This window comes from Bacteroides caecimuris (assembly GCF_001688725.2).
Classification (GTDB): Bacteria; Bacteroidota; Bacteroidia; order Bacteroidales; family Bacteroidaceae; genus Bacteroides; species Bacteroides caecimuris.
Genome location: NZ_CP015401.2, coordinates 2,251,538 through 2,272,340, shown reverse-complemented (window position 1 = coordinate 2,272,340; position 20,803 = coordinate 2,251,538). Strand labels below are relative to the sequence as shown.

Sequence of the window (20,803 nt, the reverse complement as noted above, 5' to 3'; positions counted from 1 at the left end):
CCGAAACTGATCCGCTGTGATTATAATAAAAGTTGCCCCTATATAATTACCATATTTCAGTCTTGTTTTCGTACTTTACAAAGCATTTTAACCCGGTATTATTAACCGAATAAAATTTTAAAGAATGAAAATAAGAATCAAGCACATACTGCGGTGTTATCAGTCAGGAATGAGTATCCGCGGTATCAGTTCTTCTCTCCTTGTTTCACGTAATACAGTCAAACGTTATATCCGTATATACGAAGATATGGGTATAGAACTTGAGCGTCTGTTGAAAATGGACGAGCAGCATCTGCATGAGCTTTTCGGTACGGAGACTGACAAAGAATCGTCTGGATCTGCAGAGTATAAGTATCTTCAAGAACGTATACCTGATTACATGAAACGACTTAAGGTCCGTGGGACAACAAGAAGGTCCTTGTATGAGGAATATCTTAAAAATCGTCCACAAGGTTACAGCTACTGTTCTTTTTGTTTGTATATCAGACGAGAAAGGGAAGTAAAGATTCCTGTTGGACGCATAGATCATATAGCCGGTGATCAGATGTATGTGGATTTTGCCGGTGACAAACTTTATCTCTCATACGAAAGAACAGGCAATAAGGTTCCCGTAGAAGTATTTGCCGCCATACTTCCATGCAGCCAGATTACCTATTACGAGGCTGTACCATCACAAAAGAAAGAACACCTTATCCAGGCATGTGAAAATGCTTTCCATTATTTTGGAGGTGTCCCCAATGCCATAGTTCCAGACAACCTGAGATCAGCCGTAACAAAGCCTGGAGGTGTTGAACCTGTAATCAATGACGACTTTGCTGCATTTGCAGACCATTATGGATGTGTTGTCTTCCCGGCAAGAGTACGAAAGCCTAAAGACAAAGCTCTGGTTGAGAATGCTGTAAGACTGCTCTACAGGGAGGTGTATTCAAAGATGACGGGATTGAAATTCAATGATCTTGAAGCCTTGAACATAGAAATAATGAAGCATACGGATGCGTTGAACAGCCGAAAGATGTACAATCGCAACTACAGCCGTCGGGAACGTTTCCTCGAAGTCGAGAAAGACAGGCTGCATACATTGCCGGCAACAAAATTTATATCAAAAAGCCGGAAAACGGCAACTGTCATGAGAAACAGTTATGTATCGCTTAACAATCACTATTACAGTGTTCCTAAAGAGTATATCGGCGATACTGTAGAATTACTGTATGATGGGGACACAGTGGAGATATATCATAAGTTCAGACACATAACGACACATCGAAAGGATGATACACCTTTCACTTATTCAGAAAAACCGTCCCACAAACTTTCGGGAGTGCCACATGAATACAGAATCAGAATGGATGATATATACCGCAAGGCATGTGGAATTGATCCGGTATTGGAAGAGTACATAAAGCGTGTGGCCGTTGCCAAGAAATATCCGGTCCAGGCCGTACGTTCAGCCGATGGCATATTAAGTCTTGTGGAGCGTTTCGGACATGACAGGGTGGTTCTTTCATGTCAGGTGGCAATGGAATTCGGTATGTTCGGATACAACGAACTTGAAAGTATTCTGGTAAACAGGGAAGATGAGAAGTATCATGTACAGATGGAGGGACAGGCTCCAGAACTTACCCCCAAACACAGAAATCTCAGAGGCAAGGATTATTTTAACTCTAAAAACATGGATAAAAATGACAAGTAATAATAAAACAAGCAGAACTGTCGGAAAAAATATGGACAGAATAATGGAACTACTCTCCAAGTTACGTTTTTACGGTATGCTTGAAACATATAGAAATGACTGCAGGACCACATCCTCTGATGGTATGACAAACGATGAGTTTCTTAAATGGCTTCTTGAAAGCGAATATGATTACAGACGCAATGTAAGCATTGAGAGACTGATAAAGTCTGCAAACTTCAGATATAAGGCATATATGGAAAAAATAGACTATACCATAAAACGTAACCTTGACCGTAACCAGCTTGAGAGACTTGCATCTCTTGATTTTATAAGAGACGGACAGAATGTTTTCATCACGGGAAGCTCCGGTACAGGTAAAAGCTATATAGCTTCAGCCATAGGATATGAGGCATGTAAGAATGGAATAAAGACTTTGTATTCAAATGCGTCAAAGCTTATGGGACAGCTTAAAATTGCCAAAAACAAGGGCACTATAGAATCTGAGATGAAAAAAATAGAAAAGTGTCAACTGCTGATTCTTGACGATCTGTTTCTTATAGGACTGGATGCCAGGGAAAGGTCAATCCTTATGGAAATAATAGAAGACAGACACGGATTAAAATCAATCATAATAACATCACAACTTCCTGTCGAAAGCCGGTATGATGCAATTGGTGATCCTACAGTAGCTGACGCAATCCTGGACAGAATTGTACATACAGCACACAAGATTGAACTTACCGGGGATTCTGTAAGAAAGATTAATGCTAAAAAGAAATAGTATATATTGTAGATTATTATAATTGAAAATGACCCGGGTTAAAATGCATTTTTCTTTATTTAAATCTAATATTTTTTTGATGGGTCAATTTAGAGTATAATAGTGGGTCAATCGACTTTAAATTTTCCAGTCAGCCATTGAACAAAGACGATATAGGCAACTTCTTGCCCAAGCAGATAAGGTTATTGTTTTGAGTGAGCACTATTATCAAGGATGCTTGCTCAGAAGAAACGACTATATGCTGGCGCACTCTTGTGGTGTGATAGCCTACTTTGACGGCAAACCGAAAGGGGGTACATATTATACTTGTGGGAAAGCCCGGGACAAAGGGATGGAGGTGGTCAACCTTTACGAAATTGGGGATTAAGGTGATTTAAAAACCGAAGTGGATAAATTAAAGCTATATGGGAAGCTCAGAATGTTATGAGCAAGCCTTCTTCACAGACCAATCGACCTATGTTCCAGCCTATGCTTGACATTGCCATTATAATACTATCTTTATGAAAGAAGCATCGTCTTCGTATTCCTTGTTTATAAGGAATGTCGTATCTGTCATTTGATTGACCTCTGTTTGCTTGTAGAATCCGTCAGTGCAAAGAAGAAGTACATTTCCTGCATTGACCTCTCTACATTGATAAGGTATATCTGTTCTTAAGCCTGCTCCCTTTATACATCTTGTAAGCAAATATTTGCCATATCCAGCATCCAATATATGGTCTGTGGTTAATTGTTCTGCTTTATCGTGGTTGAAAAGGTAGATTCTGACATTACCCTGCCAAGTATAGTGAATGTTATTGTCATCAATGAAGGCTATGGCAACAGCTGCTCCCATTTTGCTGTGAGTTCCCATGCTCTTCTGACAAATAGTTTCATCGGCATATTCCAACGCTTTACCCAACAATTCTTGTATAGGCAATCTTTCCACATGCTCACAAATAAAGGCAGTGATTGTACTTATAATCAAATCTGCCGCTTCCTTACCGAAGGTCAAGCCACCCATGCCGTCTGCCAATACTACTACAGCTTTATTGGGAGTTAACTGGTGGACAGACAAACTATCTTCATTGGAATAATGTATGCCTTCTATTGAAAAACTATCTATCTTCATCGCTTTCTTCTTTCTTTAATATTTCAACCATTCCAATAAGTGCATTTCTGATAATTTGATGTGCGTCGCTTCCGGAATGTCTGCTACTCATAGAGTTGATTAATGGACTACTTTCATCCAACTCAATCTGTTCTTGCAGTTGGTCAGTATAAAATTGAAGATGCTCTCTGGTAAGAAAATCTCTCATTTCACAGGCAATCCATCTGGCTCCACCTGTCAAAAGGTCGAAGTTTTCGCTTGTATCTTGAACTTCGTCAGGAACAGGTTGCTTGAACGAAACATTTGCCAAATAGAAGTTATCCATTATGTAGAGCATATCGGCAGCATCTTTGTCGGTAAGTAAATGCCTGTCGAGCCAGGTGTCAAACTTTATTAGAAATTGTCCGGATAAAGGAGCCATCCTTATAGTAATAGCATCATCAATTGTAACCGTATCGGCTATGCTCATTACATCTTTGAAGCATTTGACCGACATTTCCGGATTGCCTTCAGGCGGCCATGCCACTTTCTCGTCAGCTTCCAGTTCTCCAAAAGGAACGATGTCGATTTCGTAATCATTGGTACCATCTGCACCTATGTAATAGAATCGTTGTTTCGGTTCCCCTTTAATAAAATGGTTTTCCAATAAATGTTCCTTCAATAAATCAAACTGGCTCCAATCCTTCAATGCGATTGCCACATCAAGATCGGCAGTTCTTCGAGGCGAAGGTGGCATTTCAAGGATTTCCATAGCAATGTCTCTTGCCAATGCGCCCACAACATACACATCCAGTTGAAGGTCTTTCATCACTCTGCCCAATGCCTCAAGGGTGTCATAAAGCAGATTATTTTGTAATGCGTCTCGCGTAATTTTATATTCCATTTTCTTTGATTCTTAAAGCAGCTTCATGGCATCGGCTATCACCGGTGCCCATCAAGTCGGCATATATAACTAAAGTAGGAGCCAAATTTTCTTTGTCATCTCCTATCCAGAATTTCTTGTAAATACGTATTTCTCCATTAGGGTCAGGCACCACCGCACCAGTCCGAAGAAGCAAAGAACTCACTACCTCGGAATAAATTTCAAATTCGCCCGGAATCAAGTAACCGTCCACTAAATTGGCACCACAATCGCCACCCCAATACATTCCTTCAGGAAGCGGCATTTCTTTCCATTTCTTTCTGGCGTCTGGAGTGCGGAAGCTCATCCGGTGAATGAGTAATTTGGGTTTCAAGAACTCATTGTACTGTTGTTGCCACCACTCAATAAGCTCCTCACGCATGGCAATCCGTCTTCCTTTATCGGTTTGCACTAAGTATCGCTTCGTCTTCAACAGATCAAAAGCTTTTGTGATAGTACCAAGGGATAATCCGACTTTTTCCTGAATTTCACGATATGACCAGTTTATGCTTTCGGGATTTTGCAGGAAGAACAAGATGAGTTTGATGTTTGTCTCACTTGTTTTTGATACACTACTTGTACTACCCGAAGTTATATTTTTTTGCCCGGAAATCTTGATGGTCAGATTTTCATGCCTGATGTCGCAATTACCAGCTTTGTCTATCCAGTTTATACGATTATCCGCAAGCGTATTGGCTAACTTAGGATAGAGCTTATTGGTTATTAGAATCATAGGCATACCTTCATCGTTCGTGTTATTGATACCATCTATGACAGAAAAGATATTGGCGTTGCTTATGGTTTTCTTAATTTCACAACAAAATCCTATGCCATTAATGCAAACGGATTTATCCATTTTATCATCAATGGCAATATTGTCATTCCCTGTCGCTACTCTTAAGTTATTAATAGCTTCATGAAATAATTCCATATAGTCAGTTCCCATATTTATATTCCTTTGTTCATTGTTTATACACTGTTCATAAATTCGTGAACAGTGCAAATTTAGTGAACATTTCTTGTTTGAGCAAGTCTTGCGTTCATTATTTCCTTGCGTTCACGAATTTATGAACAGACTCGATTTAGTGAACAAAATATTACTTGTTGACGTCCTGGCAATATTCTCAGCATGGCATAATTTATGTTATCGTATTAATTATTAGATATTTATCATAAATCTCTGATTCTTAAAAGTTATCTGAATCTTGCACATCAGTTATTACTTCTGTTTCCAATTCCAGACCAAACACATCCTTTAGTTGCAGATAATCAAAGCAAAGAGCTTTCGGACGATTCACTTTAACTTTCCTGACTTGCTCGCCATTGACAACCTCTATCGTATAGTCCGGCAAACCGCTTGGAAGGAGAATCGTAAACCGGTCTTGTTTCAAGCCTAAATAGGACGAGTGCGATTTCAGATATGACATAATAGTGGACCAGTTAGAACGGTTTGCAGTAGCGTTCATGTTCCGGCTGTTGAACAAAGATGCCACAGCTGCCATGTTCAGATACAGAACTGGACGCGCTTCCATGAACTCAATGTCTTCCTTGGTGGATAGAGGGCGGAACGCTTTCAGGTACCGGATGTGGTAATGAGCCTTGTCGATACATTTCCCTGAAGTCTGGAAGCCCTGCAACATATTCCAAAAGTCGGCTACTTCGGAACTTTCCTGTGCCAGTTCGTTTTGGTTGCGTATTTCCTTGACGGCAGTCTCGAATAACTCAGTATAGCCGAACGGTACATCTATCACCGTTTCCAACGTGCGGAAGGTAGCCAGCGGAATCACCCAGTTTCCGAAAATACGGTCATGGATGGTTTCGTTTTCCAGCTTTGCAGCCAGTTCTCTCTTGGTGATGGAATAGATTTCGGGGAAATTCTTCTCGAATAGTTCCCGATGGGTCAGAATTTCTATTGTCAGATGGGTTAGTCCCAAGTTGCAGAGAGCCACCAAATCCTCGTAATGCCTTTTCTCCATCTGGTTGAACGAGGTTTTGGTGAAGGCAAGGAAGATAACACGTGTGTAGAGTGCCATGTCCTGCGTAGGCTTGTCCTGTCCGCATAGTGCCACCCCCGTAGTTACAATGGTTTGGACAGCCATACCGTCCGTATTCGTGTTCTTCTTGGTTTGACCGCCACCGCCCCAAAGCCCTTTGAGGTAGGCAATCTTGCGTATATCCAAGTCGTTCTTGTATTCATCAAGCACAACAAGGGTGTTGACCGCCTGCGACACACGGTCGTTCATGGCAGGCACGGAAGTAACGCCCAAGTTGGGCGGATCTATGCCGTGCAGGAAGAAAGACTGGAGTGAGGTGGCAAGGGTAGTCTTACCGGTTCCTTTCTCGCCAAAGAGATTGAGGATGGGAAAATGACGGGTACGTTTGAATATGATGTCCCGGAACAGGGTGGACAGCAAATAACAGAAGGCAATGGAAGCATTTTCGCCAAACACGTCCATTAGCCTTGATACATAGTCATACAGTTTCACGCCGTTGCGGTTCTCATGTACCATCAACCGCTCGAACTGAAAGATTTCCTGATTGTGAAGGTAGATTTTGGAAGTGGCAGGTATATAGAATGCCTTTCCATTGATGCCACGGACAATACCGAGGTCATCAACATTTCTGAACGTGCCTTCCACCAGTATGCCATTGCCGAAAGCGAAGAAGCCTTCGGTACCATTCCATCCTAATTTTCGGATGCGTTCCGCCGTGTCGGTCTTGGAATAGAGGTATTCCTTGACACGGTTGAGCTTGTCAATCTTCGCCAACCACACATAATTGCCCAAGGAACCTGCCTTTTGCTGGAAATTGCTCAACGAGCAAAGTTCGGACTCCTTCAGTTCAATGACACGGCATACATTATATATATTCCGCATCCGAAAGATACGGGTTCCGTTGCTCTCGTCCTCTATATGGAACAGCGGTTCCATGATGAAGTTGGAAATACGCATCGAATCCTCGTCCTCTTCTCCAATGGCATAATAGCAGTTTTCACGGACAAACAGACCGAACTGACGCAGCAGCTCCGCCTCGCGTTGCAGGTCATTCATGGAGGACGGCAAGTCATTTTTCTTCCGGGCTTCCCCACGAGCCTGAACGACGGCATCTCGCCACAGTTTCACCTTACCGTGCAGTTTTGCCAATTGGTCGATACACTGGTCAAACACCAACTGGTCTTTGATATAGCGCAATAGGTCGGCTATCTCAGCCACACATTTCCGTTCTTCCACCAAGGAGGATGCCACAAGGAAGCGTTTCTGGGCTAACCAAATGATGAAATGCTTTTCCATAAGCGAGGTATAGTCTTCGCTGAAACGGATGAAACTGTCTGCATCATTTTTGGTGTATTTTACCTCTGAAACTTCACTTGCCAATTCCTTGTCAGTTGCTGGAATTTTCAAGAAAGGCAGTTCCCTGACTGTCGTATGGAATCCTTTTTTGATTGCCGCAGCACCGTTTGCCATGACCGCTTCAAAGCCAGGTCCATAGACCTTTCCTTCAGCAATATCTGAATCCGGTATGAAGCATAGTGAAGTGGTGTACTTTTTCAGTTGCTCAAACTGACTGTCAGTCCACGATGTTCCAAGGGCGGCTACAGTGTTGTCATACCCTATGGACTGCATCCTAAGTACATCAGGCGCACCCTCCACAATAATTATGTAATCCACATTGCGCAAGCGACTGACCCGGTCAATGCCGAACAGGTTTTCCCCTTTGGAATAAATCGGGCAGGTTGCGGAGTTGATATATTTCGGAGCGTTCTTGTTGTCGCCTATGTATCGGGCGGTATAGGCGATAATGCGTCCCCACCTGTTCCGTATGGGAATCATGATGCGTTGGCGAAACATGGCATAAGTATTGTCGTCCTCATTGCGTCTGAGCATTCCTAATTCATACAGCAGTTCCTCATTAAGTGCTTTTCGTTGACAATACTCAATAAATGTTTGGCTGTTTTGAGGCGCATAGCCAATGCCGACCATGGAACAAAACTCTTCCGACCACCTGCCATACGCATATTCCCGGGCTTTACCGCATTCTCCATTCTCCGTATGTCTTAAGTTCTCTACGAAGAAACCCTGTACTGAGTCAAGGGCAGCCAACAGTGCTTCCTTATGCTTAGCTTCGGCTATCTGCTCCTCATTTTGCTCTTCTTGAATGTATTCAACAGGAATGTTATGCTGCTTGGCAATAAACTCCACGGCTTTCATAAAGGAAAGATTCTCTTTTTCCATAATGAAAGTGATGGCATCACCGCCACGGTTACAGCTGAAACAGTGAAACAGGTTCTTATGTGGGCTTACGCCAAATGAGCCAGTTCTTTCCGTATGGAAAGGGCATAACCCCATCAGCGTCGAACCTTTCCGTGAGAGTTTGACGTAGGGTTGAAGAACCTCTTCAATGGCGAGATTCCTGACTTTTTGAATGACGGACTCGCTAATCATAAGGTTGTTAGAATGTTCCAGCACTCAATGATTGACTGTCCGGAGTATTTGGGACGGTAGGTGTTGTTCGGGTTGAGCGGTTGGATATAGCCGTTCAACCTGTACTTGCGGAGCGTTTTGTTACTTATACCCAATTCGGCACAAGTCCGCTTAACCGAATAGACTCCGTTGGGGTCGCACGTTGGTTTAATTTCTTTCATATAACATTTACCTGCTTACTTTTATGCTGCCTCTTTAAAAATGCTGGTAATAGCTATACCGCTGGAGCAGTTTCTTTATCGGATATAGCCACAATTTAGTTTACTTTCCTTGTTCCTTCCTGCATCTATTTTTGTTTTCTGTTGATGGAATGTCGAAATAGTCTTGAACAGTGCGCTGCAAAAGACGGAGGTCAGCAGTTCTGTATTCCACCTTACCCGGCCTCTTGTATATTTCCACTTTTCCCTGTCGCCTCCATCTTTCTACATTACGACGACCGAAAAGTGCGTATGCCTTCCTTTGGCTGATGAATTCCGGGTCGTCATGATCCGTCTTTAGCATCTTGACAATCCGTGCGGAAAGGTCTTCCAAGAAGGTTTCATATGGGATAATCCGGTCTATAAACTGAAAGAATGCCATACTTACAGAATACGTTTGACGATTATGGTTTGTTCTTCCCTGTTTGTCTTCGTCTTGAACTGACGATTATGAATCGCTCCCAGTTCCGAGGCTTGCGTGCGGACGCTTTTCAAGCGTGAAATGTGGAATGTAACAGAATCGCCTACTTCGAGGGCTACGAGTGCCGGGCGGATTTTTTCCAAGTTTTCAGTCATAATTGTTGGATGTTTAATATTTAATGTTTAACTTTGTCCCTACAAAAGAGATGATAACGCCACAAAGTAACATAAAAAGGTTTATCTATCCAAATATTCGTTTGATGATTTATTATTTAAGATTCAATTAATGATTAAAATCTATGGATGTAGATGTAAAATACGTGCATGTGGGTGAAGCGATAGATAGACGTCGCAACGAGCTTGGGCTTAGCAAGTCTGAATTTGCCCGGAGAATTGGCGTTCCCCAACAGCACGTTAACCGCATATTGGAGAGGGAGACAATGGAGACTAAACGGCTTGTTAGGGTCTGTGAGGTTTTAGATTTTAACTTCTTCTCGCTGTTCTGTCCGGTTCAGCATCAAATTTCCGCATACCTTGCGGCAGTAGCATTGGAAGGAAATGTCCATAACATTATTGGCGATGCCGAACTTGCCAGTCAGTTGGCTCAGGCTCGGTCAGAAACTGAAAGCCAAAAAGAAACTGTCAAACTTCTAAAAGAACAGATTGATAGTTTGAATGCACAAATCAATCGTCTGGACTCCAACTTAAAGGATAAGGACGCTATTATAGAACTCTTAAAAGAAAGGAGATAAAAACATTATAAATATACCTTATAATATATGCGCAATGTTATTATACAGGTAATTCATTAACTAAATTCAGATTGAGACTTGTATTTTGTAGATTTGAGGACGCTGCATAGCCAAAATATTTGTAGAAGTCATCAGATTTAAGAAAGAAAAAAGTTGCTTTTGAATGTTGTCGAAAGTGTTTCTCTAAGAACTGAGAATACAATTGCATACACTAAGTTAATAACTTATTGAATGTTAGATGTAAATTAGAGGGGCGCAGGCAGCGATAGAAGGATAGTCAAATACGCTGGTTAGGTACTTAACTATCTGATAAATAGGCTGTAAATACTTGTGAAAGTATTTGCAGCCTATTTTAGGTTTTCATGGATTCTTAGTTGGGACTAATAGTATTTCTCTATTCCGCCAAATCCTATGATCTTTTTATTTTCTTTCGTTTTATTGATAAAGTTGTTTAATCGCTTTTCAAATTCTTCTGGTCGTTTTCTGGCTGCATCAATGTATGCAATTCTGATACGTTTATATGTGTCGGAAAAATGTAGATAATTTTCCCAGATTGTTTTATCTTCCTTCAATCTTTCAATTATGTCACTGGGGAAAATGAAAGGATCAGATAATACATTTCGTATTTTATCCTCAAATTTGGGGTGTATCATTTTATTTTCCAATAGCCACCTAAGTCTTTCTTTGTTAGCTTGCGAATAGGTACTTTTAGGATTTCTAGGGGTGAAATGCTGAATTTTATGTTCTTTGTCGAGCGATTTTATTGTACTGTCAATCCACTCGAAACAAAGAGCTTCTTCAACAGCGTCGTTGTATGTGATACTTTTTTCGCCTGAAGATTTACTGGGAAATACAAACCAAACTTCATTGGCAGTCTCAAAGTTGTCATTCAACCACTTTCGCCAATCTTTTCTGTTCTCCAAATACTTTATTTTTATTGACATAACAATTCGTTTAAACTAACTGTTTTATTGCTTTTACTTTCATAATAACGAAGCATTTTACACTATCCAATGTCAGTCAAACGTGGCTGTGCCTGATGACTGAAAGGCTTACCACTCGTCAAAGATACTAAATCTTGTAGAGAATCTTATAGCTAGAATTTTGTGTTGCTATATAATATGATGTACAGAGTCTCCGTTAAACATTTATTTGGCGTTTATTATAAAAAACTAACTAAATATTTGTTTCTTTATGAAAACTGCTTTACATTTGTACCCAGAAATCAATCGACCGAATTGGGGTCTAATGTTTAATTTAAAAAATAAAGAAAATGAAAAAGGGTTTGTTATTGGTAGTTGTGATGTTAGCAACTATCGCTGCAAAAGCACAAGAAGTTTACGTAGGCGGATCTTTGAACGTTTGGCGTAACAGCACAGGCAACACTACTTCTTTTAAAATTGCTCCGGAAATCGGATACAACTTTAATGAAACATGGGCGCTGGGTGCTGAATTAGCGTATGGACATGAGTATGCAAACAAAGTTTCTATGAATTCATTTGACTTTGCTCCGTATATCCGTTTCTCTTATTATGAAAGTGGTATTGTGCGTTTATTCTTAGATGGAACCGCTTTAATCGGTTTGGATAAAGTGAAAGATGGAGATACTTTTAAAAGAGGTCAAGTCGGTTTGAGACCGGGAATCGCAGTTAAGTTGAATGACAATTTCTCTTTTATAGCTAAGTATGGTTTCTTGGGTTATCGGAGAAATATGGATTATGATGAGGATTATGCTCCTATTAAGCATTCATTCGGACTTAATCTTACTAGCGAAGACCTTTCAATTGGTTTCCACTACGCATTCTGATAAGAAGAAAAGTAATTCAACAAAATAGGAAAGGGAGTTCTCAAAAATAGGGAATTCCCTTTTTTTATGTATAATCTCTATAAATTACGCAGTTGTTAACGAAAAAGTTGTTTAATACAAATTACAGTTATACATTTGTATTATTAAACAATGAGGTCAATAAAAACCTTTAGTATTAATTTAAAACTTTAAAATTATGAAGAAGAGTGTTTTGTTTGTTTTATTTGCGCTGATTTCAGTAGCAGGTTTTTCTCAAATTACAGGTTGGAATGCCAAGGTAGGTATGAACTTTAGCAATTATACAGGTGATCTTGATCTGAATGCAAAAGTTGGCTTTAAGCTTGGAGGAGGTTTTGAATATGCTTTTAATGATACATGGTCGTTGCAGCCTTCATTATTCCTGACTAGTAAAGGTGCCAAAAAAGATGAATTGACCATCAACGCTTATTATTTGGAATTACCTGTAATGGCTGCTGCTCGTTTTAATGTTGCAGACAATACTAATCTTGTGGTTAATGCAGGCCCTTATTTGGCATGTGGAATTGCGGGAAAATCGAAAATGGATATGGGTAATGTAGAGTATAAGGAAGATACGTTTGGTGACGATGCTTTGAAGCGTTTTGATGCAGGTCTTGGTGTAGGAGTTGCATTGGAATTTGGTAAAATCATTGCAGGTTTGGAAGGTCAGTTCGGTTTAGTTGACGTACAAAAAGTTGGTAATCCTAAAAACATGAACTTTTCTATTGTTGTAGGATATAAGTTCTGATAAGAAAACACTGAAAATATAGAAAGCCGTTGCAGAAGGTAATTCGCAACGGCTTTTTTAATATTTCATGATTGGGAAAAACACTTCTCTTATTGGATAAAATGAGGAAGCATAACCAGTTAGTTTTATGATCGGCTATATTTATTAATCTGATAGTTTCTTCAGCTTTTTGAAATGCTCGATTACGGCTAAATAATTTTGGTCCTGACAAGCGTCGAATCTATTCCAGAGATCTCCTAAGACGACAGCTCCTCCAAAACCGAAATCCTTAATCTCCAATAAATTGTCTTCATTGATACCTCCCAATGCCATCACTTTCGAGTCGATAATCTTGGCTCTTTGTGCTTCGCGTAACTCTTCGGCAGTGTATGTTGAGTAATAATTCACTTTAGAGATGCTGTCATAGATAGGACTCATAAAAACATAGTCGTAAAAGTGCTTTCTGTTTTTTACCTCCTCCACTGAATGGCAGGAACAACTGATATGACCATAGTAATCATGCGGTTCTTTGGGGTTACGTGCATTCAGGTGGATTCCCATCAGGTTGAATTCTTCTTTCAGATAAAAATGCTCATGTGTAACGATGCGACGGTGATATTTATCCGGAATAAGTGTCAATAGCCGTTCCGAATACATAGCCGGAGTCTCCGGCTTCCTAAGATGTAGGACATCCAGCCCCTCTTCGAAAAGAGCGGTAATAATCTTATCTTCTTCGACGAAGAAAGTAGGGGTGGTAACTACAATTAGTTTCATTTCTTTTGTTAAAATTGGATTGTTTAGCAAAGTTACTAATTAACTATGTCAGAAACCAACCTTTATAGTGAAAATTTGTTAGATTGCAGTGTCCGCAGGTCAATTGTCCATAGTTCGCCGGCTAAAACATCACCAAAGCCACAGATTATTTTCAATATTTCCGTAGCTTCAATGCTCCCTACAATGGCAGGAGTAACCCCCATCACTCCTTTGGGCGGAGGAGGCATCCGTTGCATTTCTTCTTCATCGGGATAAAGATCCCGGTAGTTTTTCTTTTGATTTCCGTAGTTGAACACAGAAACCTGTCCTTCAAAACCGCAGATAGCACCATATACGTAGGGCTTTTTCTGTTCAATGCAAATGTCGTTAATCAGGTAACGGGTGGCAAAGTTGTCGCAGCCATCCACCACTATATCATATTCCTGAATGATATCATACGCATTGTCTTTCGTCAGCCGGGCAGCGTAGGGGTGTATTTCGATCTCACTGTTAAGAGCGGAGAGCCGTTCCGCAGCACAGATAGCTTTTGGTTTACCTAATTCCTTTTCGGAATAGAGCACTTGTCGTTGTAGGTTGGTGACGCTTACTAAGTCATCATCTACCAGCCCCAGGCATCCCACACCAGCACCTGACAGGTAGAGAGCGATGGGAGAGCCCAGCCCTCCCACGCCTACAATAAGCACTTTGGCTTCCTGCAGTTTCTTTTGACCTTCTTCTCCGACTTCGGGAAGTATAATTTGTCTGTCGTATCGCATCTGTTTATCTTTTAAAATCAAAAGACTGATCCCAATCTTTCCAGACGGGTTCACGACCCAGTTTTTTCAAATCACGTTCCACTTCAACCGCCTTTCGCTCATCACTTACGTGAAATTGTTCCAGGGTTTGAGGATAACTGAAATATCCTCCCGGTTCAGTTTTACTTTCCGCACTCATTGTGGTTACGCCAAGTGTTGCCATGTGGTTTCGGGTTTCTGCGCTCTCACGGGTAGAATAAGAGATATCTACATCATGGTCGAAGATTCGCATGGCGAATGTAAGTTGGGCGAGTTCCCGGTCATTCATGACTACATTCGGCTGGAATCCGCCGTTTTCAGACGGGCGCATACGCGGGAAGTTTACGCTATATTTCGTTTTCCAGTAATGCTTCTGTAAATAACGCAGATGATAAGCCATCATCGTTACGTCGGTTCGCCATTCCTCCAGGCCGATCAGGACCCCCATACCAATCTTGTGTACACCTGCCTGTCCCATGCGGTCGAAGCCGTTTACACGCCATTCGAATTTTGACTTCATGCCTCTCGGATGATACGTTTTGTAATTTGCTTTATGGTAAGTCTCTTGAAAACAGATCACTCCGTTCAGGCCATGATTGGTTAGTTCCTTGTATTCTTCCGTTTTAAGAGGCATTACTTCAATTTGCAGGTTGCTGAAGTAAGGCTTTGCCAAATCCAACGCCCGGGCAATGTATGGAACACCTGCTGCGGCAGGGTTTTCACCGGTTACAAGCAGTAGATTCTCAAAAGGAGCCAACCGTTTGATGGCTTTGTATTCATTGACAATCTCTTCCTCCGTCAATATCGTTCTCTTCATCGGATTGCTGATGTGAAAACCGCAATAGACACAGGAATTGGTACATGAATTAGTCAGGTAGAGCGGTACAAACATAGAGATTGTCTTACCGAACCGTTCCATTGTATATTTCTGACTAAGGCGTGCCATCACTTCCAGATAAGGAGTGGCGGCAGGTGAAATCAGCGCCATAAAGTCGTTGACATTCAGATGCTCTTTTTTACCCAACGCACGGCGTACGTCAGCATCTGTTTTGGAATAGATGGCTTTTGTCGTCTCTTCCCAGGATATTTTTTCTAATTCGTCTGAGAACATTTTATTCAATTATAAATTAAAAATTGAAAATTAAAATGAGGGGAGAGGGGTAGGTCAGTGGCCCGACGTTTTGTTTCTCCCCACTCATTATTTATTGCTTTTAGTGCTTTTCTTTAAATCGCGTGACAATCTCATTGCACAGAAATTAGGTCCGCACATCGTACAATATTCTCCATCGATATGGTGTCCTGCACGGAAATAGGTCTGCGCCCGTTCCGGATCGAGAGACAGGTCGAACTGGTCTTTCCAGCGGAACTCATAGCGAGCTTTACTCAATGCGTTGTCGCGTACCTGTGCACCCGGGTGTCCTTTTGCCAGGTCAGCGGCATGAGCGGCTATCTTGTAGGTAATAACTCCTACGCGTACGTCTTCTTTATCAGGTAAGGCAAGGTGTTCTTTCGGGGTGACATAACAAAGCATAGCCGTACCCAACCATCCGATTTGTGCGGCACCGATAGCAGAAGTGATATGGTCGTATCCGGGAGCAATATCTGTCACCAACGGGCCGAGCGTATAGAAAGGGGCGTCATGGCATTTTTCAATCTGACGTTCCATGTTCTCTTTAATTTTATGCATCGGAACGTGTCCGGGACCTTCAATAAATGCCTGAACATTCTTATCCCAGGCACGGAGCACCAGTTCTCCCATGGTATCGAGTTCGGCAAACTGCGCTTCATCGTTTGCGTCGTAGATAGAACCCGGGCGAAGTCCGTCACCTAATGACACGGCTACGTCATATTGTGCCAGAATATCACAGATATCATCAAAATGATCGTATAAGAAACTTTCCTGATCGTGTACGAGGCACCATTTACTCATAATACTTCCTCCACGGCTGACAATGCCGCACAAGCGATTATCGGCAAGATGGACATTATGACGGCGAATCCCTGCATGGATGGTAAAGTAATCGACCCCTTGTTCGCATTGTTCAATCAATGTGTCCCGGTAGATTTCCCAGGTGAGGTCTTCCACTATGCCATTCACTTTTTCAAGTGCCTGATAAATAGGAACAGTGCCTACTGGTACGGGACAATTACGGATAATCCATTCACGTGTTTCATGGATGTTTTCTCCTGTGGAAAGATCCATCAACGTGTCTCCACCCCATTTGCAGCTCCACAGTGCTTTCTCCACTTCTTCATCAATGCTGGAGGTAGTAGCCGAATTTCCGATGTTCGTATTGATTTTTACAAGGAAGTTACGTCCGATAATCATCGGTTCAGCTTCCGGGTGGTTGATGTTGGCCGGTAGTACAGCACGTCCCTCCGCAATCTCCTGACGAACAAATTCGGGGGTAATGTGAGTTTTAATTCCCAGTTCCTCACAATTCATGTTTTCGCGGATCGCTACGTATTCCATTTCAGGAGTGATAATTCCTCTTTTGGCATACGCCATTTGGGTGATTGTTTCTCCTTTTTTAGCACGGTAGGGCAGGGCGATGTGTTCGAAACGTAAGTGATCGAGACTTTTATCATCTCTTCTCATTTGTCCGTATTCCGAAGTAATTTCAGGCAACTGTTCCACGTCACCACGACTCACGATCCATTCTTCACGCATGCGGGGCAGTCCTTTTTTGAGGTCAATGTTCATTTCTGCATCACTGAACGGTCCGCTGGTATCATATACATATATTTCCGGATTCGGTGTTGCTATCTTTTCTTCGCCTTCAAAGCTGACACTGGGCACTTGCTCCACTTTCCGCATGGCAACGCGGATATTAGGATAAAGTTTACCGGGTAAATAGACTTTCTGCGAGCGGGGGAATTTTATTTTTTGTTCCATAGTTTATTTGTTTTAATCAAGAAAAGCCGTAAGAGGTGAACTTGCTTCTGCTACAAAGTCGATGGCTTGTAATCCTAATCCTGCTTCGTAAGCCTGTCTTCCGGCTTCTGTAGCTGTTTTGAATGCTTTAGCCATTTCTACCGGATTTCCGGCAACAGCTATTGCAGTATTCACTAATACAGCGGAAGCTCCCAGTTCCATTGCTTCGGCAGCATGGCTTGGCGCACCGATACCGGCATCCACTACCACCGGGATACCTGCTTGTTCGATAATGATTTGCAGGAATTCTTTTGTCTGCAATCCTTTGTTCGTACCGATAGGTGCACCGAGTGGCATAACGGTAGCTGCGCCTGCTTCTTCCAGGCGTTTGCAGAGTACAGGGTCAGCCTGGCAATAAGGTAACACGATAAAGCCCTGTTTTACTAGTTCTTCCGTAGCTTTCAGTGTTTCGATAGAGTCGGGGAGCAGATAGCGCGGGTCCGGATGAATTTCCAGTTTCAGCCAGTTTGTTCCAAAAGCTTCGCGAGCCAGTTGCGCGGCGAAAACAGCCTCTTCCGCGTTACGTACACCGGAGGTGTTGGGCAATAACTGAATATTCGGATGAATGATATGTTTCAGCATGTCGTCCTCTTTGTTATCCATGTCGATTCGTTTCATGGCGACAGTTACCATTTCCGTATCCGAAGCCAGAATAGCTTGTTCCATTACTTCATTGGAATTGAATTTTCCTGTTCCCAGGAAAAGACGGGAGTTAAATTCGCGTCCCGCAATTACTAACTTTTCCATTCTATATATTTTAGTTGATTATTTAAATGCTGATTTATGAGTTCACCACAGAGGACGCAGAGGACACAGAGGTCTGATAATTTCTTATTCGTTATGGAGTTGCACAGAGTATACGTGTTTATCATTCTGTTTTAGGAAAGAACGAGAAACTCTGTGTCCTCCGTGTCCTCTGTGGTGAATCAATGATTCTACGTGTTTCTTCTACCGGGTTATCTGCTCCGAGAATAGTTCCTGACAGGGCTATTCCATTTACTCCTGTATGAAGTATGGCAGGAATATCCTCAAAAGTAATTCCTCCGATAGCTACAACGGGGATTTCGATATTCGCTTCCTTCATCTGTGAAAGAATAGAAGAATAGCCCTCCAAACCCAGTACGGGGCTTAGATTCTTTTTAGTGGTAGTAAACCGGAAAGGACCAATGCCGAGATAATCGGCTCCGGCACGATAGTGCTGTACGACATCTTCGAAAGTGTTTGCAGTGCCGCCGATAATAAAGGCTTCACCAAGTATTTGACGGGCCTGGTTGATAGGCATATCCTTTTTGCCTAGATGCACACCGTCCACTTCCAGCTTTTTGGCCAGTTCGACGTGATCATCCAGAATCAGGATTGCTTCGTGCTCTTTGCAAAGCGGCTTCAGTTGCAGGGCTACTGCTTCCACTTCTTCGAGAGGAGCGTCTTTCATACGTAGCTGGATCCATTTGCATCCGCCTTCGAGTGCCATACGTGCCGATTCGAGGTACGAATACTGTTCGGTCTGATGCGTGATAAATTGTAGACTAATCATCTCCTTATCCTCCGCAAGCAGCTTTGATAATCACCAGGTTATCGTTCTCATGTAGAATGAAACGCTCCCATTCGGTACGGGGAATCATTTTGTTGTTTACGGCGATAGCAATGCCTTGAACCGGAAGTTCGAGCTGTGCTGTCAGTTGCGTAAGGGTAGAGTCAGGAGACATTTCCACCTCTTTGTTGTTCACTTGTACTTTCATTGTCCTATCAGAATAAATAAGTTGAAAGTAAATACAAAGAGCATGCTTAAATAGAAAGGCGATAAGAAGAAACACAATCCCTACGTCAGTATTAACTGCCTCAGGTTCCTAGGGTATAATCTCAGCCCCTCATGGGGCACCCCTTTGTCTTTACGGGAGCAAAGTAAGCGAAAAAGAAACAGAAAAACACTAAATCGGTCGATTTTTTTTTCATTTTTCTGTTAGTTCCTGTTTTTTTGATGGGATGAGAAAAGGTCGCTGTGAAAAACACAACGACCTTTTTTTATAAGTATAATTTTGCTAGTAAATCCGTTTACATTCTTTTTTCAACCACATCCCAGTCGATGATATCCCACAGGACATTTACGTGGTCGGCGCGGCGGTTCTGATAATCCAGATAATAGGAGTGTTCCCAAACGTCAAATCCGAGAAGCGGCTTTAAACCGGCACGTACCGGATTGCTGCCGTTGGCTTCTCTAGTGATTTTCAGTTTACCGTCTTTCCCAACGGATAACCAGACCCATCCTGAACCGAACAATCCGACTGCTGCTGCGTTGAATTCTTTCTTGAAATTTTCAAAGCTACCGAAGTCACGTTTGATGGCTTCTCCTAGTTTGCCTGACGGTTCCTTCTTTGAGGGTTTCGGGGCAAATTGCAGGAAGTACAAATTGTGATTCAATACTTGTCCGGCGTTATTGAATATAGCTCCGTCCGGTGCGGTTGCAACGATTTCTTCTACCGTTTTACCTTCATATTCTGTTCCGGGCACGAGGCTATTCAGATTATTTACATACGTTTGTAGATGCTTTCCATAATGGAAATCTATTGTTTGCTGACTGATTACAGGTTCCAACGCATTGTTTGCGTAAGGAAGTTTAGGCATTTCGTAAGTCATGGTCATCATAATTAAAGACATTAATATACTATTCATAATGTTACAAGTTTTAATTGGCTTGTTATATTAGTAATAACAGAAGTTTTCTGCAAAATGTTCACAGTATCTTACTTTATTTGTAAAGGTACTGTATACGTTCCATTTCTTTTGGGTTATCCCGGCTGGTCCGGGAGATCCATTGCCCCGTATTGTCATATTCATAATAAGAATTGCTGTCAATCCGGTTCCCGTATTTATCATACAAGCAAGTCAGGCATCCGGACGTTTTTTGGTTATTACCCAAAATCCGTTGGTAAACAATCTGCGACAGATAACCGTTTGACTGGATGCTGTCCATCAATGTCTTGCTAAAGGGAATTTGCTCTTTCGATGCTTCCAAGATGGATATAACAGCTTGTTCCGCTTTATCTTGTACGTTGGAAAGCTGTATTTTCTCTTCTTCGCAGATATTCGGAAAATAAGCTTTTGCGGCTCTTTCATAGCAGCCGAAATAGTTGGTGGCGGCTTGTTCACTTTGTTCGTGCCACAATTCATAGAGAACGTCCAACAATGCCAGTTCTTCGCTATAATAGGTTTGTGTCTCGTCATCTATCTTATCGCGGTTTTTCTGCCATTTGTCGGCGTCATTATCGTTCAGATACCTTAGCAGCTTTTCCAAGCGGCTCTGCTTTTGTGCCATTGCCTGTGGAATGCAGGCAACCAGAAACAAACTCAAAATAATTGATAAAAAGATACTCCTTTTCATTGCTTTTGGGGATTAGGTTAAAATAGTTAGTGATGAAAAATCGTAAAAATACCTTCATTCTCGCATGAATGTTATACTTTTGTATTGAGAACAAAATTG

Annotated in this window: 21 protein-coding genes, 2 pseudogenes and 1 riboswitch; of the genes and pseudogenes, 6 read left to right on the top strand and 17 right to left on the bottom strand. The window is 41.8% G+C overall.

Annotated features, from left to right (window positions below):
* Window positions 1–124 precede the first annotated feature (124 nt).
* The 3 genes and pseudogenes from istA to A4V03_RS09830 all read left to right on the top strand — a co-directional run.
* Entirely contained in the window at window positions 125–1,690 is a 1,566-nt protein-coding gene (gene istA / locus A4V03_RS09840) for an IS21 family transposase (protein WP_065538200.1), read from the top strand.
* Window positions 1,680–2,453, top strand: a complete 774-nt coding sequence (gene istB, locus A4V03_RS09835) for an IS21-like element helper ATPase IstB (protein ID WP_065538199.1) — start codon at window positions 1,680–1,682, stop codon at window positions 2,451–2,453. The genes istA and istB overlap by 11 nt, the downstream gene beginning before the upstream one ends.
* 133 nt (window positions 2,454–2,586) lie before the next feature.
* A pseudogene (locus tag A4V03_RS09830) lies at window positions 2,587–2,820 on the top strand (SLOG family protein); the annotation flags it as partial.
* Window positions 2,821–2,937: 117 nt separating this feature from the next.
* Here the strand turns inward: A4V03_RS09830 and A4V03_RS09825 are convergent.
* The 7 genes from A4V03_RS09825 to A4V03_RS09795 all read right to left on the bottom strand — a co-directional run bounded on the left by A4V03_RS09825 (window position 2,938) and on the right by A4V03_RS09795 (window position 9,695).
* A complete protein-coding gene (locus A4V03_RS09825) occupies window positions 2,938–3,561 on the bottom strand; it encodes a PP2C family protein-serine/threonine phosphatase (protein ID WP_065538755.1) in 624 nt (207 codons plus the stop codon).
* On the bottom strand, window positions 3,548–4,423 hold the full coding sequence (locus A4V03_RS09820) for a hypothetical protein (RefSeq protein ID WP_065538754.1): 876 nt from the start codon (window positions 4,421–4,423) through the stop codon (window positions 3,548–3,550). Before A4V03_RS09820 ends, A4V03_RS09825 begins: the two co-directional genes overlap by 14 nt.
* Window positions 4,413–5,387, bottom strand: a complete 975-nt coding sequence (locus tag A4V03_RS09815; protein ID WP_065538753.1) for a type IV toxin-antitoxin system AbiEi family antitoxin — start codon at window positions 5,385–5,387, stop codon at window positions 4,413–4,415. Before A4V03_RS09815 ends, A4V03_RS09820 begins: the two co-directional genes overlap by 11 nt.
* A 241-nt stretch (window positions 5,388–5,628) precedes the next feature.
* Entirely contained in the window at window positions 5,629–8,883 is a 3,255-nt protein-coding gene (dnaG, locus tag A4V03_RS09810) for a DNA primase (protein ID WP_065538752.1), read from the bottom strand.
* Window positions 8,880–9,083, bottom strand: coding sequence for a MerR family transcriptional regulator (locus tag A4V03_RS09805; RefSeq protein ID WP_005680877.1), 204 nt, complete (start codon window positions 9,081–9,083; stop codon window positions 8,880–8,882). Before A4V03_RS09805 ends, dnaG begins: the two co-directional genes overlap by 4 nt.
* 100 nt (window positions 9,084–9,183) lie before the next feature.
* Window positions 9,184–9,501 (bottom strand): hypothetical protein, encoded by a 318-nt coding sequence (locus A4V03_RS09800; protein ID WP_065538751.1) that lies wholly within the window; start codon window positions 9,499–9,501, stop codon window positions 9,184–9,186.
* Between the two features lie 2 nt (window positions 9,502–9,503).
* Window positions 9,504–9,695, bottom strand: coding sequence for a hypothetical protein (locus A4V03_RS09795; protein WP_005680880.1), 192 nt, complete (start codon window positions 9,693–9,695; stop codon window positions 9,504–9,506).
* A 143-nt stretch (window positions 9,696–9,838) separates the two neighbouring features.
* Here A4V03_RS09795 and A4V03_RS09790 point away from each other — a divergent pair, with 143 nt between their 5' ends.
* Entirely contained in the window at window positions 9,839–10,291 is a 453-nt protein-coding gene (locus A4V03_RS09790; protein WP_065538750.1) for a helix-turn-helix domain-containing protein, read from the top strand.
* A gap of 380 nt (window positions 10,292–10,671) precedes the next feature.
* Here the strand turns inward: A4V03_RS09790 and A4V03_RS09785 are convergent, their stop codons facing one another.
* The gene (locus A4V03_RS09785; RefSeq protein ID WP_065538749.1) at window positions 10,672–11,235 is read right to left on the bottom strand and encodes a YdeI/OmpD-associated family protein; all 564 of its coding nucleotides are present in this window, start codon (window positions 11,233–11,235) and stop codon (window positions 10,672–10,674) included.
* A gap of 329 nt (window positions 11,236–11,564) precedes the next feature.
* Here A4V03_RS09785 and A4V03_RS09780 point away from each other — a divergent pair, with 329 nt between their 5' ends.
* Entirely contained in the window at window positions 11,565–12,098 is a 534-nt protein-coding gene (locus tag A4V03_RS09780) for an outer membrane beta-barrel protein (protein ID WP_065538748.1), read from the top strand.
* A gap of 196 nt (window positions 12,099–12,294) precedes the next feature.
* Window positions 12,295–12,864: a porin family protein gene (locus tag A4V03_RS09775; protein WP_065538747.1), complete on the top strand. Its 570-nt coding sequence runs from the start codon at window positions 12,295–12,297 to the stop codon at window positions 12,862–12,864.
* 144 nt (window positions 12,865–13,008) lie between these two features.
* Here A4V03_RS09775 and A4V03_RS09770 read toward each other — a convergent pair whose 3' ends face one another.
* The 9 genes and pseudogenes from A4V03_RS09770 to A4V03_RS09730 all read right to left on the bottom strand — a co-directional run.
* On the bottom strand, window positions 13,009–13,617 hold the full coding sequence (locus A4V03_RS09770) for a thiamine phosphate synthase (protein ID WP_004313169.1): 609 nt from the start codon (window positions 13,615–13,617) through the stop codon (window positions 13,009–13,011).
* A 62-nt stretch (window positions 13,618–13,679) separates the two neighbouring features.
* Window positions 13,680–14,372 (bottom strand): HesA/MoeB/ThiF family protein, encoded by a 693-nt coding sequence (locus tag A4V03_RS09765; protein WP_065538746.1) that lies wholly within the window; start codon window positions 14,370–14,372, stop codon window positions 13,680–13,682.
* 4 nt (window positions 14,373–14,376) lie between these two features.
* A complete protein-coding gene (thiH, locus tag A4V03_RS09760; RefSeq protein WP_065538745.1) occupies window positions 14,377–15,501 on the bottom strand; it encodes a 2-iminoacetate synthase ThiH in 1,125 nt (374 codons plus the stop codon).
* An 87-nt stretch (window positions 15,502–15,588) separates the two neighbouring features.
* On the bottom strand, window positions 15,589–17,286 hold the full coding sequence (gene thiC / locus A4V03_RS09755) for a phosphomethylpyrimidine synthase ThiC (RefSeq protein ID WP_065538744.1): 1,698 nt from the start codon (window positions 17,284–17,286) through the stop codon (window positions 15,589–15,591).
* 12 nt (window positions 17,287–17,298) lie between these two features.
* Window positions 17,299–18,072: a thiazole synthase gene (locus tag A4V03_RS09750; protein WP_065538743.1), complete on the bottom strand. Its 774-nt coding sequence runs from the start codon at window positions 18,070–18,072 to the stop codon at window positions 17,299–17,301.
* A 121-nt stretch (window positions 18,073–18,193) separates the two neighbouring features.
* Entirely contained in the window at window positions 18,194–18,859 is a 666-nt protein-coding gene (locus A4V03_RS09745) for a thiamine phosphate synthase (RefSeq protein WP_065538742.1), read from the bottom strand.
* 4 nt (window positions 18,860–18,863) lie between these two features.
* Entirely contained in the window at window positions 18,864–19,064 is a 201-nt protein-coding gene (thiS, locus tag A4V03_RS09740) for a sulfur carrier protein ThiS (protein WP_065538741.1), read from the bottom strand.
* Window positions 19,065–19,124: 60 nt separating this feature from the next.
* A riboswitch (TPP riboswitch) is annotated at window positions 19,125–19,218 on the bottom strand.
* Window positions 19,219–19,377: 159 nt separating this feature from the next.
* Window positions 19,378–19,995: a superoxide dismutase gene (locus tag A4V03_RS09735; protein ID WP_065538740.1), complete on the bottom strand. Its 618-nt coding sequence runs from the start codon at window positions 19,993–19,995 to the stop codon at window positions 19,378–19,380.
* Between the two features lie 274 nt (window positions 19,996–20,269).
* Window positions 20,270–20,704 (bottom strand): annotated as a pseudogene (locus A4V03_RS09730) (RHS repeat protein); the annotation flags it as partial.
* Between the last annotated feature and the right edge of the window lie 99 nt (window positions 20,705–20,803).